This is a genomic window from Pseudomonas sp. Sample_16 (genome assembly GCF_004307665.1).
In the GTDB taxonomy this organism is placed as follows: domain Bacteria; phylum Pseudomonadota; class Gammaproteobacteria; order Pseudomonadales; family Pseudomonadaceae; genus Aquipseudomonas.
In genome coordinates this window covers 3,467-27,052 of sequence record NZ_RCOB01000219.1, presented here as the reverse complement: position 1 = coordinate 27,052, position 23,586 = coordinate 3,467, and the positions used below count along the sequence as shown (strand labels likewise).

Annotated in this window: 25 protein-coding genes; 17 read left to right on the top strand and 8 right to left on the bottom strand. The window is 58.5% G+C overall.

From position 1 onward, the window contains the following. Positions 1-15 precede the first annotated feature (15 nt). Together D8U69_RS28930 and D8U69_RS28925 are read left to right on the top strand one after the other, a co-directional pair. Positions 16-681, top strand: a complete 666-nt coding sequence (locus tag D8U69_RS28930) for a bifunctional 4-hydroxy-2-oxoglutarate aldolase/2-dehydro-3-deoxy-phosphogluconate aldolase (RefSeq protein WP_056852619.1) — start codon at positions 16-18, stop codon at positions 679-681. A 174-nt stretch (positions 682-855) separates the two neighbouring features. Beyond that, the gene (locus D8U69_RS28925) at positions 856-1,572 is read left to right on the top strand and encodes an intradiol ring-cleavage dioxygenase (protein WP_130908638.1); all 717 of its coding nucleotides are present in this window, start codon (positions 856-858) and stop codon (positions 1,570-1,572) included. A gap of 2 nt (positions 1,573-1,574) precedes the next feature. Here D8U69_RS28925 and D8U69_RS28920 read toward each other — a convergent pair whose 3' ends face one another. Continuing rightward, positions 1,575-2,756, bottom strand: coding sequence for an aminotransferase class V-fold PLP-dependent enzyme (locus D8U69_RS28920; protein ID WP_130908637.1), 1,182 nt, complete (start codon positions 2,754-2,756; stop codon positions 1,575-1,577). Between the two features lie 32 nt (positions 2,757-2,788). Continuing rightward, positions 2,789-3,025, bottom strand: a complete 237-nt coding sequence (locus D8U69_RS28915; protein WP_003213031.1) for a DUF3820 family protein — start codon at positions 3,023-3,025, stop codon at positions 2,789-2,791. Positions 3,026-3,228: 203 nt separating this feature from the next. On the opposite strand from D8U69_RS28915, the gene D8U69_RS28910 reads away from it, so the two are divergent. The 4 genes from D8U69_RS28910 (at position 3,229) to D8U69_RS28895 (ending at position 6,909) form a co-directional block, all read left to right on the top strand. After that, positions 3,229-3,696, top strand: a complete 468-nt coding sequence (locus D8U69_RS28910; RefSeq protein ID WP_056852616.1) for a PA2169 family four-helix-bundle protein — start codon at positions 3,229-3,231, stop codon at positions 3,694-3,696. 157 nt (positions 3,697-3,853) lie between these two features. After that, the gene (locus tag D8U69_RS28905; protein ID WP_130908636.1) at positions 3,854-5,842 is read left to right on the top strand and encodes an FUSC family protein; all 1,989 of its coding nucleotides are present in this window, start codon (positions 3,854-3,856) and stop codon (positions 5,840-5,842) included. Next, complete coding sequence (locus D8U69_RS28900) at positions 5,829-6,035, top strand: DUF1656 domain-containing protein (protein ID WP_056852614.1); 207 nt, start codon at positions 5,829-5,831, stop codon at positions 6,033-6,035. The genes D8U69_RS28905 and D8U69_RS28900 overlap by 14 nt, the downstream gene beginning before the upstream one ends. A 10-nt stretch (positions 6,036-6,045) precedes the next feature. Further along, on the top strand, positions 6,046-6,909 hold the full coding sequence (locus D8U69_RS28895) for an HlyD family secretion protein (protein ID WP_130908635.1): 864 nt from the start codon (positions 6,046-6,048) through the stop codon (positions 6,907-6,909). A 155-nt stretch (positions 6,910-7,064) separates the two neighbouring features. Here D8U69_RS28895 and D8U69_RS28890 read toward each other — a convergent pair whose 3' ends face one another. Together D8U69_RS28890 and D8U69_RS28885 are read right to left on the bottom strand one after the other, a co-directional pair. Further along, positions 7,065-7,535 carry a MaoC family dehydratase gene (locus tag D8U69_RS28890; RefSeq protein WP_056852612.1) on the bottom strand — a complete coding sequence of 157 codons (471 nt, stop codon included), beginning with the start codon at positions 7,533-7,535 and terminating at the stop codon, positions 7,065-7,067. A 41-nt stretch (positions 7,536-7,576) separates the two neighbouring features. Further along, positions 7,577-8,521, bottom strand: coding sequence for an alpha/beta hydrolase (locus tag D8U69_RS28885; protein WP_130908634.1), 945 nt, complete (start codon positions 8,519-8,521; stop codon positions 7,577-7,579). Between the two features lie 244 nt (positions 8,522-8,765). Between D8U69_RS28885 and fadD2 the strand changes: the two genes are divergently transcribed. Next, positions 8,766-10,454, top strand: a complete 1,689-nt coding sequence (fadD2, locus tag D8U69_RS28880) for a long-chain-fatty-acid--CoA ligase FadD2 (protein WP_130908633.1) — start codon at positions 8,766-8,768, stop codon at positions 10,452-10,454. 374 nt (positions 10,455-10,828) lie between these two features. Continuing rightward, positions 10,829-12,526 (top strand): long-chain-fatty-acid--CoA ligase FadD1, encoded by a 1,698-nt coding sequence (gene fadD1 / locus D8U69_RS28875; RefSeq protein ID WP_130908632.1) that lies wholly within the window; start codon positions 10,829-10,831, stop codon positions 12,524-12,526. A gap of 265 nt (positions 12,527-12,791) precedes the next feature. On the opposite strand, the gene D8U69_RS28870 is transcribed toward fadD1, so the two are convergent. Further along, on the bottom strand, positions 12,792-13,169 hold the full coding sequence (locus D8U69_RS28870) for a hypothetical protein (protein ID WP_007990351.1): 378 nt from the start codon (positions 13,167-13,169) through the stop codon (positions 12,792-12,794). A 200-nt stretch (positions 13,170-13,369) separates the two neighbouring features. On the opposite strand from D8U69_RS28870, the gene D8U69_RS28865 reads away from it, so the two are divergent. The 3 genes from D8U69_RS28865 to def all read left to right on the top strand — a co-directional run bounded on the left by D8U69_RS28865 (position 13,370) and on the right by def (position 15,235). Then, complete coding sequence (locus D8U69_RS28865) at positions 13,370-13,561, top strand: CsbD family protein (protein ID WP_056852608.1); 192 nt, start codon at positions 13,370-13,372, stop codon at positions 13,559-13,561. Positions 13,562-13,736: 175 nt separating this feature from the next. Then, positions 13,737-14,693 (top strand): YihY/virulence factor BrkB family protein, encoded by a 957-nt coding sequence (locus D8U69_RS28860; RefSeq protein WP_056852607.1) that lies wholly within the window; start codon positions 13,737-13,739, stop codon positions 14,691-14,693. Positions 14,694-14,695: 2 nt separating this feature from the next. Then, positions 14,696-15,235: a peptide deformylase gene (gene def / locus D8U69_RS28855; RefSeq protein ID WP_056852606.1), complete on the top strand. Its 540-nt coding sequence runs from the start codon at positions 14,696-14,698 to the stop codon at positions 15,233-15,235. 8 nt (positions 15,236-15,243) lie between these two features. Here def and D8U69_RS28850 read toward each other — a convergent pair whose 3' ends face one another. Further along, positions 15,244-15,675 carry a GNAT family N-acetyltransferase gene (locus D8U69_RS28850; protein ID WP_130908631.1) on the bottom strand — a complete coding sequence of 144 codons (432 nt, stop codon included), beginning with the start codon at positions 15,673-15,675 and terminating at the stop codon, positions 15,244-15,246. Between the two features lie 330 nt (positions 15,676-16,005). Between D8U69_RS28850 and D8U69_RS28845 the strand changes: the two genes are divergently transcribed. The 5 genes from D8U69_RS28845 (at position 16,006) to D8U69_RS28825 (ending at position 21,457) form a co-directional block, all read left to right on the top strand. Then, positions 16,006-16,947, top strand: a complete 942-nt coding sequence (locus D8U69_RS28845) for a fatty acid desaturase (protein ID WP_130908630.1) — start codon at positions 16,006-16,008, stop codon at positions 16,945-16,947. Positions 16,948-17,080: 133 nt separating this feature from the next. Next, a complete protein-coding gene (locus tag D8U69_RS28840; RefSeq protein ID WP_130908629.1) occupies positions 17,081-17,872 on the top strand; it encodes a PhnD/SsuA/transferrin family substrate-binding protein in 792 nt (263 codons plus the stop codon). Positions 17,873-17,990: 118 nt separating this feature from the next. Continuing rightward, complete coding sequence (locus D8U69_RS28835) at positions 17,991-18,533, top strand: sigma-70 family RNA polymerase sigma factor (protein WP_130908628.1); 543 nt, start codon at positions 17,991-17,993, stop codon at positions 18,531-18,533. After that, positions 18,530-19,543 (top strand): ABC transporter substrate-binding protein, encoded by a 1,014-nt coding sequence (locus D8U69_RS28830; protein ID WP_130908627.1) that lies wholly within the window; start codon positions 18,530-18,532, stop codon positions 19,541-19,543. The genes D8U69_RS28835 and D8U69_RS28830 overlap by 4 nt, the downstream gene beginning before the upstream one ends. Before the next feature lie 594 nt (positions 19,544-20,137). Continuing rightward, complete coding sequence (locus D8U69_RS28825) at positions 20,138-21,457, top strand: PAS domain-containing methyl-accepting chemotaxis protein (RefSeq protein ID WP_130905875.1); 1,320 nt, start codon at positions 20,138-20,140, stop codon at positions 21,455-21,457. A 58-nt stretch (positions 21,458-21,515) separates the two neighbouring features. Here the strand turns inward: D8U69_RS28825 and D8U69_RS28820 are convergent, their stop codons facing one another. Beyond that, positions 21,516-22,079: a hypothetical protein gene (locus D8U69_RS28820; RefSeq protein ID WP_130908626.1), complete on the bottom strand. Its 564-nt coding sequence runs from the start codon at positions 22,077-22,079 to the stop codon at positions 21,516-21,518. A gap of 170 nt (positions 22,080-22,249) precedes the next feature. Continuing rightward, positions 22,250-22,885 (bottom strand): glutathione S-transferase, encoded by a 636-nt coding sequence (locus D8U69_RS28815; RefSeq protein WP_130908625.1) that lies wholly within the window; start codon positions 22,883-22,885, stop codon positions 22,250-22,252. A 422-nt stretch (positions 22,886-23,307) separates the two neighbouring features. On the opposite strand from D8U69_RS28815, the gene D8U69_RS28810 reads away from it, so the two are divergent. After that, positions 23,308-23,556, top strand: a complete 249-nt coding sequence (locus D8U69_RS28810; protein ID WP_056852597.1) for a DUF6124 family protein — start codon at positions 23,308-23,310, stop codon at positions 23,554-23,556. The last annotated feature ends 30 nt before the right edge of the window (positions 23,557-23,586 follow it).

Below are 23,586 nucleotides of genomic sequence, written 5' to 3'. Positions count from 1 at the left end.
CAAGGAACAGCCGCTATGACAATCCCATCCCCGACCGTTTCCATGGCGGATAAAGTTGCCCTGATCGACAGCCTCTGCGCCAAGGCGCGGATCCTGCCGGTGATTACCATCGCCCGCGAGCAGGACGTGCTGCCGCTGGCCGATGCCCTCGCGGCGGGTGGCCTGACCGCGCTGGAAGTGACCCTGCGTTCGCAGTTCGGCCTTAAGGCCATCCAGATCCTGCGCGAACAGCGTCCGGAGTTGATGACCGGTGCCGGCACCGTGCTCGATCGCCACATGCTGGCCGCGGCAGAAGCGGCGGGCTCGCAGTTCATCGTTACGCCAGGCATCACCCGTGACCTTCTGGAAGCCAGCGTTGCCAGTCCGATCCCGTTGCTGCCAGGCATCAGCAATGCCTCGGGCATCATGGAAGGCTATGGTCTGGGTTATCGCCGCTTCAAGTTGTTCCCGGCGGAAGTCAGCGGTGGCGTTGCCGCTATCAAGGCCTTGGGCGGTCCGTTCGGCGAAGTGAAATTCTGCCCGACCGGCGGCGTGGGCCCGGCCAATATCAAGAGCTACATGGCGTTGAAGAACGTCATGTGCGTGGGCGGTAGCTGGATGCTTGATCCTGAGTGGATCAAGAACGGCGACTGGGCCCGCATTCAGGAATGCACCGCCGAGGCACTGGCGCTGCTGGACTGATCGCTTCACCCGACACTTCGTTGTGTGTTCTACGGCTTTACGGTGCGCTTGGTCGGTGCACCGTTTTTTTTGCCTGATGAAAACCGGCGTCAAGACATCCTGCGATACATAGTTACCGCATCCGGAAAAGCGGCCAGTGCTAGCCTGCGTTGATCTTATGGAAGAGAGAACGTCATGGACGCCAACATTACCGATACACCCGTTTGCCTGCTGTCCCCGGAACAAATCGCCGGCCCTTATTTTCGCAATCCCAAACTGATTCGACGCAATATCAGCGAAGGCGCCGACGGCATCCCATTGGTATTGCGCCTGCAAATCATCGATGCCATGACTGGCCAACCGGTCACCGATGCGCTGGTGGATATCTGGCACTGCAATGCGCGGGGCGCCTATTCAGGCTGGAGCAAGATCAATCCGGACCTGGAAGTCGATGTCGGCGACATCGGCGCAATCCCGAGAACCGACGACGATACGTACCTGCGTGGTGCTCAGTTCACTGATAAAGCGGGGAACGTGCGCTTCACTACCATCTACCCGGGTTTCTATGCTGGCCGTACCCTGCACATTCATGTGGCCGTGCGAATCACCTCGGGCAACAACTATCTGGAAGAACGACACGTCGCCTGGGTGGGGCAGCTGTACTTTCCCGAAGTGGCTTCGCGTTCAGTGCTTGGCAGTCGGCAGTACAGCGGACGGGCTGTGCGACCGCTGAGCAATGAGCAAGATCACTTTTACACAACCATGGGCGGCGAGGCCTCGACCCTGAATGTACATACCCTCTCTCGAGACTCCAGGGACGACGGTTTTTTCGGGCACATGACCATCGGCATCGACACCTTTGCAGTGTCGACCCAGATCAAGCCGGAAGACTTCGATAAATACACCGTGTGACGTCAGGCCAGTTCCGCCAACGCCGAAGCCAGTCGGTTCATGTCCGCCGCAGTGCTGGTCAGCCCCGGCGTAATGCGAATGCATGGACCGCTGGCAGCGCCGTTGCGCACTACGGTAAACAGGTTGTAGTCGCTGAGCAGTTTTTCGGCCATCGCCTGTTGGTCGGCATGGGCGGTAAAGCGCATCGAGGTGATGCCACAGTACAACCGTGGATCATCCGGGATCATGACTTCGATACCCGGGTGCCCACGTACCGCGCGCACCCACAGGTTGCGCAGGTAGTTGAGCCGTGCCCCCTTGGCCGCGGCACCACCCATGGCCCAATGCTCTTCGAGCACCAGCGGCAGGGTCAGCAGTGCGGGGATGTTCGGCGTGCTGTAAGACGTGCGAGCGCGAATGTCGGTGATCGGAAAATGCATCTCCTCCATGTCCGGGTCGATGTCAGCCAGGCGCTCGGGGGCGATGTAGAGAAAGCCCAGGGTCAGCGGTGCACCGATCCATTTGTGCAGGTTGTAGGCGGCGAAGGCGATGCCCAGCTCTTCGAGATCGAATTCCAGTTGCCCCAGTGCATGGGCGCCGTCGAGGATCACATCGATGCCATGCTCCCTGGCGGCGGCGGCAATCGCCTGCACCGGCATCACCAGGCCTGTGCGGTGAGTGACGTGGGTCAAGGCCATCAGCTTGAGTCGTGGGTAGCGTGCAAAGGTCTCGCGATAGGTGGCCAGTAAACTGTCGAAACTGGCAGGGTGCCCATGGTCGATCTCGATCACCTCGACACCCCGATGACGCGCCAGCCAGCGCATCGCGCCCTTGACCGTGTCGTACTCCAGGTCGCAGATCAGCACTTGATCGCCCGGTTGAAGGCGATTGTAGTTGCGGATCAACGATTGCAAACCATCCGTCGCGTTGCAGGTCAGGGCGACACTTTCGGCAGGTACACCGATCAGCCCGGCCAACTGCGCGCGGATCTTCACACTGTCGCCCTGCTCGAAGCGCTGGCGCGCATACACCGAGTTGCTGCGGTTGATCAGCTCGATGTTGCGCTGATACTCCTCGACCACGGTGCGCGACATGCGTCCGAAGTAGCCGTTTTCCAGATTGATCGGTCCCGGTTGCCGATCGTAGCGATCGGCAAAGGTCCGCCAAAAGGCTTCATCACGGGCACGGCGGGTATTGTCGGGCATGGGCTTACTCAATCAGGGGCGGGGGGCGTGGATCAGTGGCGTGGTGCCGGTTTGCCATGCTTGGCGCGCAAGGGTTCCAGCAACTCCGACAAGCCGTTGTGATCAATCTCTTGCATCAGGGCCAGCAAGCCACCCAATTCGCCGTGGGGAAAACCTTCCCGGGCAAACCAGTTCAGGTATGGGCCGGGCAGGTCGGCAATGATCCGTCCCTTGTATTTGCCGAAGGGCATTTCCCGGGTGATCAGCAGTTCGAGCTTTTCAGGGTTCATCACGCAGTCGTCTTGATTCATTCAGTCTGGAAAATACAGGCATTCTGCATGCAGGCCAATTGACAGATCATGCAAAAAAAACGGATACAGATTTTCGCCGTAATGGTAACTAATTGAAAAATATAGGGAAATTTATGTCTGTTGAGCTGGCATGCGCCCTGCAATGAGTAAGTCATCTTTCATCAACCGCAAGGAATTGAAAAATGACCGACATGAATAAAGAAGCGATTTCTGTACTCAATGACCTGATTGAAACCTGCAAAGACGGTCAGGAAGGGTTCAAGACTTGCGCCGAAGACATCAAACACCCTGAACTCAAAACCTTGTTTGTGCAACGTGCTGCCGACTGTGGCACCGCCGCCGCTGAGCTGCAGGCTGCGGTGCGTTCAATGGGCGGCGATCCGGAAACGTCCACCAGCGTCAGTGGCGATCTGCATCGTCGCTGGGTCGATGTGAAGTCGATGTTCACCGGCAAGGATGAAGAAGCGGTGCTCAATGAAGCCGAACGTGGCGAGGACCATGCGCTGAAGGCGTATCGCGATGCCATGGAGAAAATCAACAAGCACAACCTGGTGGGCATTCGTGATCTCGTTGAGCGTCAGTACCACGGCGTGCAACGTAACCACGATCAGGTAAAAGCCCTGCGTAACCAAGCGCGCGCACGTTCGTAAGCGTTCGTTTGCTGTCAAAAACGCCAGCTAGTCTGGCGTTTTTTTGTGCTCGGGAATTAGCGCTGGACGGGGTATAGATAGCTAGCTAATAATTTGTTTTTCAAGTGACCGGCCTGAAGCCGACTATCGTTAAAACGACTTTTCAAGAGTGCTTTACGTGCCCATTACTTTGCAGGCGTTGTTTGCGCCTGACCGCCGCGCCTTGCAGTTCGCGATCAAGACCTTGATCGGCGGAGGAGTGGCGCTGTGGCTGGCATTGCGCTGGGGCCTGGAGCAACCGGCCTGGGCGTTGATGACTGCGTTCATCGTCGCGCAGCCGCTGTCCGGCATGGTGATGCAAAAGGGCTTGGCGCGGCTGTTGGGGACGTTGGTCGGAACCATCATGTCGGTGGTGTTCATGGGCTTGTTCGCCCAGACACCGTGGCTGTTTTTGCTGGCGTTGGCATTGTGGCTTGGACTGTGTACGGCCAGTTCGACATTACTGCGCAGTGCCTGGTCCTATTCATTTGTACTGGCCGGGTACACCGTGGCGATCATCGCGCTGCCGGCCATCAATCATCCGTTGACCGTATTTGACCAAGCCGTGGCACGCTGCACCGAAATCAGCCTGGGCATTATCTGCGCCACCGCCAGCAGTGCTTTGCTCTGGCCATTGCGGGTCGAGCGACAGCTGTCGGACCAGGCCCGAGGAGCCTGGCAAAGTGGCATGAATGCCGCGCGGGCGACACTGGCCGGGGATGGACAGGCACGCAAAGGCTTGCTGGAAATTCTCGGTCGAATCGTTGCCGTGGACGCGCAACGCGAACACGCCTGGTTCGAAGGGCCTCTCGGTCGGCAACGGGCACGCGCCATCAGCGGTTTGAGCCAGAAATTGTTGATGCTGCTGCGTATCGCCCGTTCAGTGCGCCGGCAGTGGAAACAGTTGGAACCGCAAGAGTCGGCGCAGTTGTCACCGTGGATGAACGAAGTGCTGGAGGCGCTGAAAGTCGCCGATCCTGCGACGTTGCATGCCCTGCGCCCGCGTTTGCTCGACGCGTCCCACGACCCGCAGATCAGTTCGGCACAGAGTTACTGCCTGGTGCGTTTCACCTTGCTGATGGATACGGCCATGGCGGCGACGGCGGCGTTGAGCGCCGTTGAGGAGGGCGGTGATCCGGTCGCGCCGCCCAAGACGCTGACACCTCACCGCGATCTGTCGCTGGCCCTGGTGTTCGGCGCCCGCAGTGCCTTGGCGTTCCTGGTGGTTGCGAGTTTCTGGCTGGCGACCGCTTGGCCCGCGGCAGCGGGGGCGATGTTGTTGACGTGCGTGGTGTGCAGCCTGTTCGCCAGCCGGGAAAATGGTGCGCAAATCGGCATGAGCTTCATGCGCGGGATATTCCTGGCCATTCCGGCGGCGTTCATCGTCGGGCAAATTCTGCTGCCGCAATGGAGCAGTTTTGCCATGTTGTGCATGGGTATGGGCGTGCCGTTGTTTTTCGGGGCGCTGGGCATGGCCAAGCCGCAGATCGGCGCTACGGCCACGTCATTCTGCCTGCATTTCATTGTGCTGGTGGCTCCGCTCAACCAGATGAAGTTCGACGTCGCGACGTTCTTCAACAGCGCCCAGGCCATGGTCATCGGCGTCGGTGCGGCGGTGCTCGCATTCCATCTGTTGATCCTGCGTAACCCGGCGTGGCATGGCCGTCGATTGCTCGCGGCTACCCTTGACGATCTGGTGCGCCTGACCCGGCGCAATCTGGCCGGCGCCGAGAGCTGGTTCGGCGGGCGCATGGCCGACCGCTTGCTGCAATTGGCGCGGCATTATCCGGAGTTGCCCGAGCCGGCGCGAAGCCGCTGGGATGACGGGCTGCTCGGGTTGGATATCGGCGATGAATTGCTGCACCTGCGCCTGAGCCTGGCGGTTGCGCAGGTTCCGGTTTCTACAGCGCAACAGCAATACCTCGAGCAACTGGAAAGCGTCCTGAAAAAAGGTCCGGCGCCAGATCGCGGCGAAGCGCTGGCCGAAGCCAGCGAGGCTTTCGTGCAAAACCTTTACGCCTTGCCCTCGAGTGATGCAGTGAAACTGGCCCGGGGCGCGGTGCTGCAATTGCAGAACAGCTGGCGCGCCTGGTGCCGCCAACAGGAGGCAAACCATGGGCTTGCGTGAGTGGGCGGTGGGCGGGGTGTTGCTCAGCCCGTTTCTGATTTATGTGCTGCTGGCGCTGCTGGTGACCGGCGCCTTGCGCCTGTTGTTGCGGCTGACCCCGATTGGTCGTTGGGTCTGGCACGAAGCATTGTTTGATTGTGCCTTGTACGTCTGTGTATTGACCGTGATCACCGTCGTCCTCGGACCTTTATAAGGAGCTGAATATGCGTACCCCCGTACGTGTCGCGTTGACCCTGTGCCTGGTGGCGGTGGCGATATTTGCCGGCGTGCATTTGTGGCAGTACTACATGCTCACGCCCTGGACCCGCGATGCACGTATTCGCGCCGACGTGGTGGTGATCGCGCCGGATGTGTCGGGCTGGGTGCGTGAGCTCAAGGCCTACGATAACCAGCAGGTGAAGGCGGGGGACCTGTTGTTGAGTATCGACCGCGACCGTTTCGAAGCCGCCCTGGAAAAAGCCCAGGCGGTGGTGCAAACCCGCCAGCAACAACTGAACCTGCGTGAACGCGAAGCCAGCCGCCGCGCCAGCCTCGGGCCGCACGCGATCAGCGCCGAACTGCGGGAAAACGCACAAATCAATGCCGGTATCGCCCGTGGTGAACTGCGTGAAGCACAGGCCGAGGCCAAGGTCGCAGAGATCAACCTGGCGCGCAGCCAGATCCATGCGCCGCGCAATGGTCACATCACCAACCTGCGTCTGGCTCAAGGCAATTATGTGAATGCCGGGCAACCGGTGATGGCGTTGATCGATGATTCAACCTTTTACGTGCAGGCTTATTTCGAAGAAACCAAGCTGCCACGGATCAAGGTCGGCGACCCGGTGAAAGTCTGGTTGATGAGCGCCGGGGAAGCGTTGCAGGGGCACGTTGAAAGCATCAGCCGCGGGATAACCGATCGCAATACCACACCGGACGGCCAGTTACTGGCAGAGGTGGAACCGACATTCAATTGGGTGCGACTGGCGCAACGGATTCCGGTGCGGATCAAGCTGGACAAAGTGCCCGAAGGGATCAACTTGAGTGCGGGAATGACTGCGAGCGTGCAGGTGCAGGAGGGTGAGCGCTAGTTCGTGTTCGTGATGCTGTCCTGTGGCCAGGGCGCTTGCTCCTGCTCGGCTGCGCAGCCGTCGCAAATCCTGCCAACGCATTCGTTCAGGTGAACTGAGGTGTCTGAGTTGGGGGCGCTTCGCGCCCCAGCGGGAGCAAGCCCCCTCGCCACAGGTCAGCCGATGCTGATCGGTGGCAACTCGGTCAGCGTCACGCTCTGCTGTTTGCGCGGCGCGAGGATTTCCGCCTCGCCGTCGACCACCAGTTCATCGCGCTGGTTGAATACGCGGGTGGCGATGCGCACGCGGAACTTCGGCAGTTTTTCGAGGATTTCCAGGCGCACCGTCAGGGTGTCGCCGATCTTCACCGGCTTCTGGAAACTCATTTGCTGGCCGATGTAGATGGTGCCCGGCCCAGGCAGTTCGCAAGCCACCGCAGCGCTGATCAGTGCACCGCTGAACATGCCATGGGCAATGCGCTCCTTGAACATGGTGCTGGCAGCGTATTCGGCATCCAGGTGCACCGGGTTGTGGTCGCCCGACATCGCGGCGAACAATTGAATGTCGCGCTCTTCGACCGTCTTGCTGAAGCTGGCGGTCTGGCCGACTTCAAGGGCTTCGTAAGGGGTGTTGGTAACCTGGGTCATGTGTCTCAATTCCTGTGACGAATAAAAGAATTCACAAAAAACTATTCGGCTCGATGTGGCCTGGGGTTGCTCAGGGTCTGGTTGATCCAGCCCAGCACGTCGGCAATCACGTCATCGCGGTTGGTTTCGTTGAACAGTTCGTGCCGAGCCTGCGGATAAATCGTCAGTTGCAGGCTCTGGCTGCCGGCTTCGCGCAAGGCGTCGGCCAGATCTTTCAGACGCTTGCCTTCGCTCACCGGATCACATTCACCGCCAATCACCAGCATTGGCAGGCCTGGATCGATCTGCGCGAGATTGGACGCTTTGCTGATTTGCTGCAACCCGCCGAGCAAATCGATCCACATTTGATTGGTACACCTGAAGCCGCACAGCGGGTCATTGGCGTACAAGTCGACCTCTGAAGGATCGCGACTGAGCCAGTCGAACCGGGTGCGCACCGGTTTGAATTTGTTATTGAACGAGCCAAACGACAACCATTCGATCAGCGCGCTGCGGCCCTTGGAGCCTTGGCGCAGGCGTTCGAGGCGGGCAATCTGCCGCGCCGCTCGGTAAAGCGTCACGGGCTGGAAGTTCGAACCGCTGAGAATGGCCCCCTGCAGGCTGGCGCTGTGGTGCAACAGGTAACCTTGGGCGATGTAACTGCCCATGCTGTGGCCGAGCAGTACGATCGGCACACCGGGATGCTGCTGGCCGATGTGCTGATTCAGGCAGGCCAGGTCACCCACCACTTTGGCCCAGCCATCGTTGTCCGCGAAGTGGCCGAGCGTCCCGTTTTCGGCAGTTTTGCCATGTCCGCGCAAGTCCGGTGCATAGAGGCCGTAGCCCTGATCGCAGAATTTTTCGGCAAGGCGCGCATAGCGGCCACTGTGTTCGGCCATGCCGTGGGCCAGCAGGATCACCGCCTTTAGCTTGCCCATGGGCAGCCACTGATTGACGAAGAGGCGGCTGCGGTCACTGGTGGTCAGCCAGAACGTGTCGTGGATCATGGCGATTCCTTTCCATGCATGGGCGCGGGGTGGTTGCATTGTATAGCGCAAAATCCTGCCGGCATCAGCTCACGCCACGGCAGGAAGATTCACACGGTCAATGACGCGTTGACGCATATTTGCCTGATTGGCCATAACTGCTAGTGTCCGTGAAGCTCCGCTTTTCGCTTTCTGCTTTTTGAGGGATCACAGAGAAATGACAGAAAAGCGGCCCGGATAGGCTCAGGTAAAGAGGACAAGAACAATGCAACCTGATTTCTGGAATGACAAGCGCCCGGCCGGCGTACCCCTGGACATCGACGCGGGTGCCTACAAGTCGGTCATCGAGGTGTTTGAACGTTCCTGCAAGAAATTCGCTGATCGCCCGGCGTTCAGCAACATGGGCATCACCCTGACCTACGCCGAACTGGAACGCTACAGCGCAGCGTTCGCCGGTTACCTGCAAGCCCATACCGACCTGGTGCCGGGGGATCGCATCGCGGTGCAGATGCCTAACGTCCTGCATTATCCGGTAGCCGTGTTCGGCGCGTTGCGTGCCGGGTTGATCGTGGTCAACACCAACCCGCTGTACACCGCGCGGGAGATGCGTCACCAGTTCAAGGACTCCGGCGCCCGGGCACTGGTGTACCTCAACATGTTCGGGCAAAAGGTCCAGGAAGTCCTGCCCGACACCGACATCCAGTACCTGATCGAAGCCAAAATGGGCGACTTCATGCCCGCCGCCAAAGGCTGGCTGGTCAACACGGTTGTGAGCAAGGTGAAGAAAATGGTCCCGGCCTATGCCTTGCCCCAGGCCATTTCCTTCAAAAGTGCGTTGCGCATGGGGCGTGGCCTGGGCATCAAGCCGCTGAAAGTCGGCCTCGACGATATCGCCGTGCTGCAATACACCGGTGGTACCACCGGGCTGGCCAAGGGCGCCATGCTGACCCACGGCAACCTGGTGGCGAACATGCAACAAGTGCGGGCCTGTCTGGAGCAGTTCGGCAACGACGGTCAGCCGCTGTTGCGCGAAGGGCAGGAAGTGATGATCGCGCCGCTGCCGCTGTACCACATCTATGCATTCACGGCGAATTGCATGTGCATGATGGTGTCCGGCAACCATAACGTGCTGATCACCAATCCGCGGGACATCGGCGGCTTCATCAAGGAACTGAAAAACTGGCGCTTCTCGGCGTTGCTCGGGCTCAACACGCTGTTCGTTGCGCTAATGGACCACGCGGATTTCAAGACCCTGGATTTCTCCAGCCTCAAGCTCACCAACTCCGGTGGCACCGCGCTGGTCAAGGCTACCGCCGAACGCTGGGAACAGCTCACCGGTTGTCGCATCACCGAAGGCTACGGCTTGACCGAAACCTCGCCAGTGGCCTGCACCAACCCGTACGGCGACCAATCGCGCATCGGCACGGTCGGGCTGCCAGTGCCGGGCACCACGTTGAAAGTGATCAATGATGAAGGGGTCGAACAGCCCTTGGGCGAGCGCGGCGAGCTGTGCATCAAGGGCCCGCAGATCATGAAGGGCTACTGGCAGAAACCCGAGGCCACCGCCGAGGTGCTGGACGCCGAGGGCTGGTTCAAGTCCGGCGACATTGCTGTGATCGACCCGGACGGCTTTGTGCGCATTGTCGATCGCAAGAAAGACATGATCATTGTCTCGGGTTTCAACGTGTACCCGAACGAGATCGAAGACGTGGTCATGGCCCACCCGAAAGTCGCCAACTGTGCGGTCATCGGGGTACCGGACGAACGTTCCGGTGAGGCGGTCAAGCTGTTTGTGGTGGCGCGTGAGGCAGGGGTCAGCCTTGAAGAGCTGAAGGCGTACTGCAAGGAAAACTTCACGGCGTACAAAGTACCCAAGCACATCGTGTTGAGGGAGTCGTTGCCGATGACACCGGTCGGCAAGATCTTGCGACGCGAGTTGCGTGATATCGCCTGATCGTTGAATCGCCGCGCTTCACGCGGATCGCGGGCAAGCCTCGCTCCTACGGGTTCCGTGGTGTGCACAAAACGCATCGAACTTGTAGGAGCATGGCTTGCCCGCGATGCTTTTAAAGGAGAGAAAGCCCAGGATTCAGGGGCTTTCAAAGCTTTATAGAATTTTTGCTCTAAAATGACCGCTTGTCATTCTTGAGTCACATTTGTGACCGTAGAGGCCGCTTTTGGCTCTAGTCGACCCTTGGCAAAGCTGCTACTCTCGGCGCGCTTTGTGACTTCTCGGCCTTCTGTCAGCCAGATTCACCAATGACCAAACACCAATAATAATCGCATCAAATGCGGTGCTGAATTCGCGTTGCTGAGGAGTGGGCTTCCATGATCGAAGACTTTTGGAAGGATAAGTACCCAGCTGGGATTGCTGCCGACATCAATCCAGACGAGTATCCGAATATTCAGGCAGTGTTGAAGCAATCCTGCCAACGCTTCGCCAACAAGCCGGCATTCAGCAACCTGGGCAAGACAATCACCTACGGTGAACTGTACGAATTGTCCGGTGCCTTTGCCGCGTATCTGCAACAGCATACCGATTTGCAGCCGGGCGATCGAATCGCCGTGCAACTGCCCAACGTCCTGCAGTACCCCGTGGCCGTCTTCGGTGCCATCCGCGCCGGGCTGATCGTGGTCAACACCAACCCGTTGTACACCGCACGGGAAATGGAACACCAGTTCAACGACTCCGGTGCCAAGGCCCTGGTCTGCCTGGCCAACATGGCGCACCTGGCGCAAATCGTGGTGCCCAAGACTGGCGTCAAGCACGTCATCGTCACCGAAGTCGCCGACCTGTTGCCGCCGCTCAAGCGCCTGCTGATCAACAGCGTCATCAAGTACGTGAAGAAGATGGTGCCGGCCTATCACTTGCCAAAAGCCGTCAAGTTCAACGACGTGCTGAGCAAGGGCCAGGGCCAGCCAGTGGCGGAAGCGAACCCGGCCAACAGCGATGTCGCGGTGCTGCAATACACCGGTGGCACTACCGGCGTGGCCAAGGGCGCGATGCTGACCCACCGCAACCTGGTGGCGAACATGCTGCAGTGCAAGGCGCTGATGGGGTCCAACCTCAACGAAGGTTGCGAGATCCTGATCACGCCGCTGCCGCTGTACCACATTTATGCCTTCACCTTTCATTGCATGGCGATGATGCTGATCGGCAACCACAACATCCTGATCAGCAACCCGCGCGACTTGCCGGCGATGGTCAAGGAACTGTCGAAGTGGAAGTTCAGCGGCTTTGTTGGCCTCAACACTCTGTTCGTGGCCCTGTGCAATAACGAAGGTTTCCGCAAGCTGGACTTCTCCGCGCTGAAAGTCACCCTGTCCGGCGGCATGGCGCTGCAACTGGCGGCAGCCGAGCGCTGGAAAGCGGTCACCGGTTGCGCCATCTGCGAAGGCTACGGCATGACCGAAACCAGCCCGGTGGCCACGGTCAACCCGATCCAGAATATCCAGATCGGCACCATCGGCATTCCGGTACCGTCGACCCTGTGCAAAATCGTCGACGATGCCGGTGTCGAGCAGCCAATGGGCGAAATTGGCGAACTGTGCGTAAAAGGCCCACAGGTCATGAAAGGCTACTGGCAGCGCCAGGAAGCCACCGACGAAATCCTCGACAGCGAAGGCTGGTTGAAGACCGGTGACATCGCACTGATCCAGCCCGACGGCTACATGCGCATTGTCGATCGCAAGAAAGACATGATTTTGGTGTCCGGTTTCAATGTGTACCCGAACGAACTGGAAGACGTGCTGACAACTTTGCCGGGCGTGCTGCAATGCGCGGCCATCGGCGTGCCGGACGAGAAGTCGGGTGAGGCGATCAAGATTTTCATCGTCGCCAAACCGGGCGTGACCCTGACCAAGGAACAGGTGATGGAGCACATGCGCGCCAACGTCACTGGCTACAAGGTTCCGCGTTCGGTGGAGTTCCGCGACGCGTTGCCGACCACCAACGTTGGCAAGATCCTGCGCCGGGAACTGCGCGATGAGGAGCTGAAAAAGCTCAAGGCGAAGAACGCCGCGTAAACCAAAAAGCCCCGCAAATGCGGTGATGCTGTTCACTGAAGAGAACGTTAGCATCCTGTGGCGAGGGAGCTTGCTCCCGCTGCGCTGCGCAGCAGTGCCTTTTCAAGGCCGCTTCGCGCCCCAGCGGGAGCAAGCTCCCTCGCCACAGGGTAATGTTCCTTGACTGAACAGCATTACTGCAAATGCGGGGCTTTTTGTTGGTGCTGGATTCTTCTTTGCAAAACTTTTCTGTCGCGGGAGTCCTTTACTCCGCAAGCGGCAGGAGTTATTGGCGGAACGGTGCGAAGTTGACGTTGGTACCTGCCGGACGCATGTCCTGCAGATACGAGTCCTTGTCGGCACTCAGTTCCAGGCTCAGGGCCGCTTTGCGCTTGCCCTGATTGCGCACCACCAGGCCTTCGAGCTTCTCGCGCAAAAACACCGTCGGCACTTTCAAATGCAGCAGTTCGTCGGTGTCCGGGGTGTGCATCAGCAGGTGAATCCACTCGTACTGACCCACGGCCAGGCGTGCCACCGGAATATCGAACCACCAGATGTTGCGGTTGCGGTTCAGTTCGGTGAAGTGGCAGTTGTTGACGCCAAGCACAGCACCACCAAGTTCCTGGTTTCTGCGGGCAATGGCCTGCTTTTTATCGAGTTTCATAACATTCCTGCGGTATTGGATCTTCAGCGCCACGCGCCGATACGTTGCGCATTCTCGGGGGTTGCCGGGCAAACATAAAGCCCAACCTGCATGGAACGATGAAATGTCGCGCGGAAAATAAATGAAACTCCGCGCGAATGCCCTCGGTCAACCTTGTGTAACCACTTTCCTCCCAATGAAACGCACGCAGGAGATTCATCATGGGCAGCACAAGCGATAAAGTGAAAGGCATGGCCAACGAAGCCGCCGGCAACGTCAAGCAAGGCGTCGGCAAGGCCACCGGTAATGACAAGATGCGCGCCGAAGGCGTGGTGCAGGAAAAGAAAGGCGAAGCTCAACAAGCCGTCGGCAAGGCCAAGGATGCCGTGAAAAAAGGTGTCGACAAGGCTTGATCCGGCCTTTGAACAAGCCTCGAACGGCCATCCACAGATGGCCGTTTTTGTGTCAGCCTGAACTTGATTGAGGAAATTGTTTCAAAGTCGCCAGGTAGGCTACTTTGATCTAAGAAAACGGCCCCTGAGTCGCCATGACTACATCCCATCCTGATTGCGGCGAATGGAGACGCTAATGATTTTCCCGGACATGAAAGGTCTGCCCATCCACCGTGTGATGGTGCGCACGGTCACCGAGTTCGTCGACGATGAGATGTCGACCTATGCCTCGGCACTGGCCTATCAAATGCTGTTTTCGCTGTTCCCCTTCATTCTGTTCCTGATTGCCCTGATCGGTTTCCTGCACCTGCCGGATTTCTTTTCCTGGCTGCGCCTGCAATCGGAGCTGGTGCTGCCGCCCCAGGCCCTGGAACAGGTGAACCCGGTCATCGACCAGCTTCAGCAGTCCAAGGGCGGATTGCTGTCGGTGGGTATCGTGATTGCGCTGTGGACCGCCTCAGCCGGTGTGCGGCTGATGATGAGTGCGATGAACGCGGCGTACGATGTCGTTGAAGGTCGCCCGGCGTGGAAGCGTTTTCCCCTGTCGATCATCTACACCGTCGGCATCGCCGGCATGCTGCTGATCGCCGCCGCACTGATGGTACTCGGGCCGCAAGTGATGAGCTGGATCGCCTCGCAAGTGGGCCTCGAGTACTTCATCGTCACCCTGTGGACCATCGCGCGTTGGCCGGTGATCGTGATCCTGTTGATGGTCGCGGTGGCGCTGATCTATTACGTCATGCCTGACGTCAAACAGGAATTTCGCTTCATCACCCCCGGCTCGGTGCTGGCCGTGGTGGTGTGGATCATTGCGTCGCTGGGCTTCGGTTTGTACGTCAAGGAGTTCGCCAACTACAACGCCATGTATGGCAGTATCGGTGCGATCATCGTGCTGTTGCTGTACTTCTACATTTCCGCGGCGGTGTTGCTGCTCGGCGCGGAGATGAATGCGGTGATCGAGCACATGTCCCGCGAGGGCAAGGACCCTGGCGAGAAAGTTGCCGGCGAGAAGGGCCCTGTCCATGAAAAACAGCACGTATCGGGACTTGGCCGCGATCATTCACAACCCAAACCGACCATTGACGAAACCTGACCATGATTCGTGAAATCCTGAAAATGGGTGATGAGCGCCTGCTGCGCATTGCTCCGCCGGTGCCCGCCGAAATGTTCGACAGCCCCGAATTGTGGCAACTGATCGATGACATGTTCCAGACCATGGAGAGCGTGGGTGGCGTCGGCCTGGCTGCACCGCAAATTGGTGTTGACCTGCAACTGGTGATCTTCGGTTTCGAGCACAGCGAACGTTACCCGGACGCCGAGGCGGTGCCGCAAACGATACTGATCAACCCGTTGATCACGCCATTGAGCCCGCTGATGGAAGAGGGCTTCGAAGGTTGCCTGTCAGTGCCCGGCTTGCGTGGCGCGGTGGATCGCTACCAGCAGATCCGCTATGAAGGTTTCGACCCCAAGGGAGAGCCGATCGTGCGCATTGCATCCGGGTTCCACGCGCGGGTGGTGCAGCATGAGTGCGATCACCTGATCGGCCGGCTCTACCCGTCGCGCATCAGCGATTTCAGCAAGTTCGGCTTCACCGAAGTGATGTTTCCGGACCTCGATCCCAACGCCGACGATTGATCCACCGTTTACGCGCAACGAGCCCTGATCGCCGGTGCCAGGCCCATGGCAATCATCGGTTTGCTGCGCGCATAGCGGCTCAGTCGCTCGACCATCGCGTAGGGCATTGGCGGGTCAAAGGTAAAACCGCAGCGCTCATAAAAACCACGCAGGTCGGGATGACAGAACAGCCATACCGGCAGTTCGCACTCCTTTACCGCCGCGCTGATCAACGCTGCGGCGATGCCTTGCCCGCGACACGCCGGATCGACAAATAAACCGGTCAACCAATGCCCGCCGGAAACCGGACGCAAACACAACGCCCCGACGATTTCGTCGCGCCGGGCCACCCACAATTGCGCCTCTCGAACCGCTTTCATCGACGATTGATGGGCGCGGTAGAACTTGTTCATCAATGGCCAAAGCGGCTCATCGAGTCGGCTGAAACGGGTGTCGGGCATGGTCTCGGACTGTCGGTACGCGAAGCGGGCGATTATAAAAGAACGCACCTGCAAAGATAGGTGTATACCTGATCTCACATCCCCTGTGAGTGGAGTACGCATCATGTCCAAAGGTATGGATTCAAAGAAAGCGGACAAGAAAAAGCCGGCGAAAACCGCTATTGAAAAACGCGCCGACAAAAAAGCCAAAAAGGTCAATGTGTTCGGGCATTGAGCCTGCGCTGATCGTTCGCTCCCGCGCAATGCGGGAGCGATCAGTTTGAAAATAATCTGCAGGAAATCCAGGCGTCGTTGCACAGAAGAGGATTGGTCCCCGATCCGAGCAACGCCATGCCTCATTACTTCGATACTGCCCACCGAAAAGAAATCGAAACGCTACGCCAACGCCTGACCGCCCGCACCGAGTGGCCGACCTGGTTGCTGTTGATTGGCGTCTACAGCGCGTGGTTCGCCCTCGTGATGGCCAGTCACTCCCTGGGCTTGTGGTTGAGTACCGGGTTGCTGATTCCCGTGGTGGTGTTGTGGCTGTCGGTGCAGCACGAACTGCTTCACGGTCATCCGACGCGCTGGCCGCTGTTGAATAAAATCCTTGGCTACGCGCCGTTCGCCGTCTGGTATCCCTACACCTTGTATCGCGACAGCCATTTGCTGCATCACCGCGATGAAGACCTGACCATCCCCGGTCGCGATCCGGAAAGCCGTTACCTGAGTGCCGAGCAGTGGCAAGGCAGCTCCTGGTTGAAAAAAAGCCTGCACTGGCTGAATAAAACCATGCTCGGCCGCTTTCTGCTCGGAGCGCCAGTTGCCCTGCTGGGTCTGGCCCGGGATGAACTGAAACGCTTGAAAAAGGGCGATCGCCAAGCCTGGTTGATGTGGCTCAGCCATGGCGCCGTGACCTTGTTGATGTTGCTGTTTATCGCCCACTTCAGCGTGCTGCCGATCTGGCATTACCTGTTGCTGGTCAGCGTGCCGGCGCTGTCGATTGCGATGATTCGCTCCTACTATGAACACCGCCCGCATGCGGCACCGGAGCAACGCACCGTACTCAATGAAGCGGCCTGGCCGTGGCGCTGGCTGTTCCTCAACCTCAATCTGCATTTGGTGCACCACGATTTGCCGGGACTGCCCTGGTATGACTTGCCCCGCGCCTACCGCATGCGTCGCGAGCAATGGCTGGCGCGCAGCGGCGGGTTTCTGGTGCAGGGCTATGGCCATTTTTGGCGTGAGCATGGGGTGAGGGCGATCGACAGTCCGCTGCATCCGTTTCACTGACGTAAGGCCACTTCTGTACCCTGTAGGAGCGAGCCTGCTCGCGATAGCGTTGGGCCAATCAACAGATGTGTTGAATGTGACATAGCCATCGCGAGCAGGCTCGTTTGGGATCTTCGTTGTATGGAGGATTTTGATGACTCAACAGATTGCTGAATTACTGATGTACGTTGCTCCTGAGCCTGTTCAACAAGTCAACGAACAGTGGCTGGCACGTATCGTCGAACACCTGGGCGTCACTCGCCGCAGCGCCGAAAGTCTGTCCTTGATGGACCTGTGGCTATCCCCGCAACTGCTGTTGACACAAACCTGCGGCTATCCGCTGATGACGGCTTTGCGTGGCAAGGTCAGGGTGCTGGGACGTCCGCGTTACGAGCTGCCGGACAGTAGCGGCGGCCACCATTGCAGCCTGTTGTTGAGCCGCGCCGACGATCGACGACGAACCTTGCCGGAATTTCTTGGCAGCCGTGGGGTGATCAATGGCGAAGACTCCAACAGCGGCATGAACCTGTTGCGTCATCGTCTGGCGCCGCTGCATCGGGACGGGCAGTTTTTTGCCTCGGTCGGTACCAGCGGCAGTCATCGCGAAAGCTTGCGCTGGTTACAGCAGAACCGTGCTGATCTGGCGGCCATCGACAGTGTGACCTTCGCTTTTCTCGCCCGTCACGCCGAAGCGCAAGTGGCTGGCTTGCGGGTCGTAGCTCGCAGCGCTTTCAGCCCGACCTTGCCCTACATCACCGCAGCAAGCCTTTGCGCCGGGCAAGCGGAAAAGATTCGACACGTGATGAATCAGGCCCTCGGCGAGTTGCCGCAGGTAGCTGAAGTCCTTGGCTTGCGAGAAGTGTTGCCGGCCAGTGAAGGTGACTATCAAGTGATACTCGATTATCAACGCGAAGCTGAAACATTGGGATACGGGCAACTGCGTTAATATTCTTTTCAGCAATATAAAAATGCATTTTTAGTATTGTTAATGAATAAGGCCCATTGCTAGGATCACCTCACCGGATGACCGGACATCCAGTGACCCCCTAGACCTTGGAGCCTCTATGTCCGGCATCGACCGTTCCCATCATTACGTAATAAGCAGACTGTTCCGCACGCATTACCCTTGGCTTTGTGCACGGTTGCGCCAGCACGTGGGTTGCGGTTGCGAAGACATCGCCGCCGAAGCCTTTGTGCAATTGCTCGAAGCCCCAAAGCCGCTTGCCATCCGCGAACCGCGTGCCTTGCTGACCACCATTACGCGACGCCTGATCTATCAACTCTGGCGCCGGCGCGACCTGGAGCGCCAGCATGTCGACCATATATTGCAGCTGGATCCGCCGTTATCGCCTTCACCTGAAGAACTGGCGCAATCGACCCAGGCCCTGCAAAGCCTTGACCGCACACTGTCGCGTCTGCCCGACAACGTTCGGGCGACCTTTCTGTTGTCGCGGGTCGACGGTCTGACCTACCCGCAAATCGCTGCCGAGCTGGGCATTTCCCTGCGTTCGGTCAGCGTCTACATGACTCGCTCCGAGGCTCTGTGCATCCGCCACAGCGCCAATCAATCCCTGAACCGCCCCCTGCCAAACAAGAGGTCCGCATGAGATCGATCAAAACCCTGCTCGGCAGTTCGCTGCTGGCCCTGAGCCTGTTTGCCACCCAGGCCCCTGCGACGGAAAAACCGGCACCTATCCATTTTGGCGACATCACCTGGGAAAGCGGCAGCCTGATCACCGAGATCTTGCGGCTGATCGTCGAGAAAGGTTATGGCTACCCGACAGACACGCTGCCGGGCAGCACCGTCAGCCTTGAAGCCGCGTTGGCGAAGAATGACATCCAGGTGATCGGCGAAGAATGGGCCGGACGCAGCCCCGCGTGGGTCAAGGCTGCCGCGGAAGGTAAAGTGTTCGGCCTGGGCGACACCGTCAAGGGAGCCACCGAAGGCTGGTGGGTGCCGGAGTATGTGATCAAGGGCGACCCGGAACGCGGCATCAAACCCCTGGCGCCGGAGCTGAAGTCGGTGGCAGACCTGGCCAAGTACAAAGATGTGTTCCGCGATCCGGAAGACCCAAGGCGTGGCCGCTTCCTCAACAGCCCTACGGGCTGGACCTCGGAGATCGTCAACAGCCAGAAGCTCAAGGCTTACGGCCTGAGCGAAAGTTTCGTCAATTTCCGCACCGGTTCCGGCGCGGCGCTGGATGCCGAAGTGGCGTCGTCGATTCGTCGAGGCAAACCGGTGTTGTTCTATTACTGGTCGCCAACGCCGCTGTTAGGTCGCTTCAAACTGGTGAAACTCGAAGAACCGCCGTTCGATGCCCAAGCCTGGAAAACCCTGGCCGACGCCAGTAACCCAAACCCCATAGGTACTAGCTCGATGCCGGCCAGCCTGGCCATTGGCGTATCGGCACCGTTCAAGGCGCAGTATCCCGACCTGGTGGCGTTTTTCGAAAAAGTCGACTTGCCGATTGATCTGCTCAACCAGACGCTGGGGCAGATGAGTGAAAAACGCCAGAAACCCCGTGAAGTCGCCGAAGCGTTTTTGCGTGAACAGCCGCAGGTTTGGAAGGGTTGGGTGCCGGGTGAGGTGGCTACGAAAGTGAGTGCCAGTTTGTAGTTTCGGGGTGACGTGTAGATAGCCATCGCGAGCAGGCTCGCTCCTACAGTGTCTCCCGGTGTTCACAAAAATGTTGATCACCGCAGATCTCCTTCAGGAGCGAGCCTGCTCGCAATCAATCCCAAGACTCACGCCCATTCGCCCCCGCTGATCAAGCCTTGCCTGTCATCGCTCCCTCCCAGGTCTTCGCCTGACGCTGAACCGATTTTGTACCCAATGCTGGCCGACTAGTGGCCTTGCAAGCCTCACTCGTCTGTCTATGCTCTCGTGTAACTAACCATGTCGACCGCAACGACGCGGTGACTCCCAGAGTGCGCAATCCAAGGCACCGATGCATTCAATGGAGCTGTTGTGGAAAGGGAATTTCGTTAAGAGCACGTTAGGGTTGACCCGCCTGCGGGTTATCAAGAGAAGGATGTCTTGATGAGAGTGTCGCGCCAGGGACCCTCCGATTGAACATCATTAATCACCTGACTGGTCCTTCCTCTTTTGGAGGGGCGCGTGTGCCTGTTCTGTGGAACGTAGTGGTGGATTTGAAAGACCAGCAACTTTCAATAATTCAAAAGACCGCGCAAGCAATAGGGTGATAAGACCATGTTCAACCTACATCACAAGGCTGACCTGCTGGAGATCGAGCGTTTCAGTTGCGCACTGACCGAGGCCAATGCCAAGTTGGCAGCCGTCAGTCGTTCGATGGCGATGATTGAATTCACCCCGGAGGGTATCGTCCTCGACGCCAATGAAAACTTTTGCGGCGTCATGGGTTACAGCGCAGAAGAAGTTCGCGGCAAGCACCATCGGGTGTTTTGCGAAGAGGCGTTTTACCGTAGCGAGGAGTACGCCAAGTTGTGGCGTGATCTGGCCCGTGGCGAGCCGGTCAGCGGCACCTTTTTGCGCCTGAACAAGAACGGCAAGGAAATCTGGCTCGAAGCCAGTTACATGCCGGTGTTTGGCCCCGATCGGCAAGTCAAAAGCGTGATCAAGGTCGCCACCGACATTACGGCCAGAGTCAACAAGGAACACGAAAACGAGAGCATGCTGGCAGCTATCAGTCGCTCCATGGCGGTGATCGAGTTCACCCCCGACGGGCGAGTGATCACCGCCAATGAAAACTTCCTGAAAACCATGCAGTACTCGCTCAACGAAGTGATCGGGCAGCATCACAGTCTGTTCTGTCACCGGGCCGAAGCCGAATCGGCAAGTTACAAGGCGTTCTGGGCTTCGCTGAATCGCGGCGAATATCACTCGCACCGATTCGAGCGCAAGAACAAGCAGGGTCAGACGATTTATCTCGAAGCGTCCTACAACCCGTTGTTCGACACCAAAGGGCGGTTGTACAAGGTGGTGAAGTTCGCCAGCGACATCACCCACCAGATGACCACGCTGCAAACCGCTGCTGAATCGGCCCATAGCACTTCCGTGCAAAACGACGCCTGCGCACGCAAAGGTTCCGAGGTGGTGCAGCAAACGGTGCAGATCATCCAGGACATTTCCCGGGATCTGAATCAGGCCGCGCTGAGTATCGACGCGGTGAGCAAACAGTCGGACATCATCGGCACTATCGTGCAGACCATCCGTGGCATTGCCGATCAGACTAATTTGCTGGCGCTCAATGCCGCCATCGAAGCCGCCCGCGCCGGCGAGCATGGGCGGGGTTTTGCGGTCGTGGCCGATGAAGTGCGCAGCCTTGCCGCCCGCACCAGTCAGGCGACGCTGGAGATTGTCGACGTGGTGCGCAAGAACCACGATTTGTCATTGAGTGCCGTGTCGAGCATGCAGTCGAGCTTGAGTCGAACGGGGCTCGGTGTGGAATTGGCGAACGAGGCGGGGGAGGTGATCCTGGAAATTCAGCAAGGGTCGCGACACGTGGTGGATGCGATCAGTCAATTCAACTCGACCTTGCAGTTGAATTAAGAGCAACAAATAAAGAAGAGTCCCGGTAGAGGGACCCTTCTTTATCTCGTGCAATGCCTTAAAGCGTAGCGATGAGTTTGTCCACGGCCTCGGCGCCCGGCTTGTCGTGGTTACGTTCGTTGGCTTCCTCGGCCTGGGCCATCTTCCTCTTGTCTTCCATGCGCTGGGCGATCTCTTCACCGATCGCTTGCTGTTTCTCCGGGGGCATGGCGTCTACCTCCTCTTGAGTCAGCCCCATCTCCTGAAGGATCGCATCACGCAGGCGCTGCTCCGGCGTTTTGCTCATGTAGTCCTTGAACTCATCCGTAGCCGAACCGCCCTTGAAACGGTCTTTGACGTCATCCGGCAGTGGCGCGTAGACCGCTTGCAGATTCACCCGGGTCTTGGCGAACGCCTCATCGACGTTGTCGCTCACTTTGGCGGCCTCGCTGACCTGTTGCGTCGCGATCTGGGTCGCTGATTCCTGAACCTGCGTGTCGGTTTGCGCGGTTTGTGCCTGCACGTTGTTTTGCAGGGCTTGAGTCATGACGCTTTGCAGACCGGCGGCGGCTTCAGCGGTTGGATCTTCACCAGGACGTTTGGGGAGTGGTGTGACCAGATTTGACTTTGCACTGACCAACATAAGGAGAGACCTTGTAGGTGTTTGTGGTGAGGTGCGCTGAGCAAAGTCTGTGCCTGAACATTTAAAGCTAAATAAATCAGTGCGTTATGTATTTTTCTTGCAGCGGGTAAACGTGTTTGCGGTAAGGCCTTGCCGCTGGGCGGCAGAGCCCTACCGCCCAGATCGCGTGCTCAAGGCAAGCCGTTGCAGCAATGCTTGAGGAAGCCGGGGCGTTGCGCCAGACGTTTGAAATACTCATCGATGGCCGGGTAATCGGGGCGTTCCATCGGCGTCATCAACCAGCGGTTGATCGACAGGCCGATGACAATATCGGCCAGGGTAAACCGCGCGCCAGCGACATAGGCTTTGGTGGTCGCGAGTTGATGTTCGAGGATGGCCATTTTCTGGTTCCAGCCACGCACGCCGACTTCGATGCGATGGGCGTCCTGGTATTCCGGGTCCTTGCGCACCAGCGCCATGAACGCGTAGCTCCAGGATGAATTGAGATCAGTGGCCTGCCAGTCCATCCACTGCTCCACCCGGGCGCGGGCGGCCGGTTCGCCGGGCAGTAATTCATGGTGGTGTTGGTGCTTGCCGGCCAGGTAGCGGCAAATGGTATTGGACTCCCACAACACCCCGGCTTCATCGATGATCACCGGAACCTGGGCGTTCGGGTTGAACCTGAGGAACTCGGGGCTGTGGGTCGAGGCAAAACCGCTGCCCCAATCCTCGCGCTCAAAGGACAGCCCCAGTTCCTCGCAGGTCCACAGCACCTTGCGGACGTTGATCGACGAGGCTTTACCGAGAATTTTCAGTGTGTGATCCATATTGCTACTCCGTCAGCGAATCAAGGCGTCGGGAAATCATAGTGAGCCTGGCAGCGGTCGACATCAAGCGCGTGGGAAAAGTCTGTAGGCAATGGATTTCAGATCGTTTCTGCGAAGTTGGTTTTCTTGCCTATTTGCCTACAGCTACGCCAGAATCCGCCGACTTGTGTGCTTGGTATCCGGACTCTATTGTTCCGTATCGCTGCAAATTCAGCGATCGGGTCTAGCAGCCTGGATACTTTAGACGCATGACGTCCACCCATCGTGATCTGCCCGCCAGTTCACGTTATGGCGGCCGTGCGCGGGAAGACCTTCGGGTCTACCGGGTTCTAGAGTCCTGGTCTGCTAGCCCGCGTACAGCTGCCACCCTGTTTTCGTCTAGCAGCGAATCGTGGCAGCTCCACTACTCTAGGAGTATTGCCATGTTCAAACCCACTCCCAACCCTCCGCGCTGTCCCAGCCCGATGTTCTTCATCGCTCCAGACATCAATAACGAAACGCTGTTGGCGCACGCCTGCGAATCACTGGCCTCGGCGAGTGTGATGACCAATGACTTTGCTACGTTTCTGGAAGGCAGCCAGCGCAACACGGCGCTGGCGATCGCACAGATCATCATGCTGGCGGAACTGGCGGTGAATCGCGTGCTGGATAACCTCGATCCGCAGGATTGATCGCCGAACCTGTGGCGAGGGAGCTTGCTC

Coding starts and splice junctions, on each gene's coding strand:
- D8U69_RS28850 (WP_130908631.1), bottom strand. CDS start 15,675: ATGCCCGACACCCGTTTCAGCCGACTCGATGAGCCGCTTTGGCCATTG.
- D8U69_RS28885 (WP_130908634.1), bottom strand. CDS start 8,521: ATGATCCACGACACGTTCTGGCTGACCACCAGTGACCGCAGCCGCCTC.
- D8U69_RS28870 (WP_007990351.1), bottom strand. CDS start 13,169: ATGAAACTCGATAAAAAGCAGGCCATTGCCCGCAGAAACCAGGAACTT.
- D8U69_RS28915 (WP_003213031.1), bottom strand. CDS start 3,025: ATGAACCCTGAAAAGCTCGAACTGCTGATCACCCGGGAAATGCCCTTC.
- D8U69_RS28815 (WP_130908625.1), bottom strand. CDS start 22,885: ATGGATCACACACTGAAAATTCTCGGTAAAGCCTCGTCGATCAACGTC.
- D8U69_RS28920 (WP_130908637.1), bottom strand. CDS start 2,756: ATGCCCGACAATACCCGCCGTGCCCGTGATGAAGCCTTTTGGCGGACC.
- D8U69_RS28890 (WP_056852612.1), bottom strand. CDS start 7,535: ATGACCCAGGTTACCAACACCCCTTACGAAGCCCTTGAAGTCGGCCAG.
- fadD1 (WP_130908632.1), top strand. CDS start 10,829: ATGATCGAAGACTTTTGGAAGGATAAGTACCCAGCTGGGATTGCTGCC.
- D8U69_RS28835 (WP_130908628.1), top strand. CDS start 17,991: ATGTCCGGCATCGACCGTTCCCATCATTACGTAATAAGCAGACTGTTC.
- D8U69_RS28840 (WP_130908629.1), top strand. CDS start 17,081: ATGACTCAACAGATTGCTGAATTACTGATGTACGTTGCTCCTGAGCCT.
- D8U69_RS28930 (WP_056852619.1), top strand. CDS start 16: ATGACAATCCCATCCCCGACCGTTTCCATGGCGGATAAAGTTGCCCTG.
- D8U69_RS28825 (WP_130905875.1), top strand. CDS start 20,138: ATGTTCAACCTACATCACAAGGCTGACCTGCTGGAGATCGAGCGTTTC.
- D8U69_RS28860 (WP_056852607.1), top strand. CDS start 13,737: ATGATTTTCCCGGACATGAAAGGTCTGCCCATCCACCGTGTGATGGTG.
- D8U69_RS28910 (WP_056852616.1), top strand. CDS start 3,229: ATGACCGACATGAATAAAGAAGCGATTTCTGTACTCAATGACCTGATT.
- D8U69_RS28830 (WP_130908627.1), top strand. CDS start 18,530: ATGAGATCGATCAAAACCCTGCTCGGCAGTTCGCTGCTGGCCCTGAGC.
- fadD2 (WP_130908633.1), top strand. CDS start 8,766: ATGCAACCTGATTTCTGGAATGACAAGCGCCCGGCCGGCGTACCCCTG.
- D8U69_RS28810 (WP_056852597.1), top strand. CDS start 23,308: ATGTTCAAACCCACTCCCAACCCTCCGCGCTGTCCCAGCCCGATGTTC.
- D8U69_RS28900 (WP_056852614.1), top strand. CDS start 5,829: ATGGGCTTGCGTGAGTGGGCGGTGGGCGGGGTGTTGCTCAGCCCGTTT.
- D8U69_RS28820 (WP_130908626.1), bottom strand. CDS start 22,079: ATGTTGGTCAGTGCAAAGTCAAATCTGGTCACACCACTCCCCAAACGT.
- D8U69_RS28845 (WP_130908630.1), top strand. CDS start 16,006: ATGCCTCATTACTTCGATACTGCCCACCGAAAAGAAATCGAAACGCTA.
- D8U69_RS28895 (WP_130908635.1), top strand. CDS start 6,046: ATGCGTACCCCCGTACGTGTCGCGTTGACCCTGTGCCTGGTGGCGGTG.
- D8U69_RS28865 (WP_056852608.1), top strand. CDS start 13,370: ATGGGCAGCACAAGCGATAAAGTGAAAGGCATGGCCAACGAAGCCGCC.
- def (WP_056852606.1), top strand. CDS start 14,696: ATGATTCGTGAAATCCTGAAAATGGGTGATGAGCGCCTGCTGCGCATT.
- D8U69_RS28925 (WP_130908638.1), top strand. CDS start 856: ATGGACGCCAACATTACCGATACACCCGTTTGCCTGCTGTCCCCGGAA.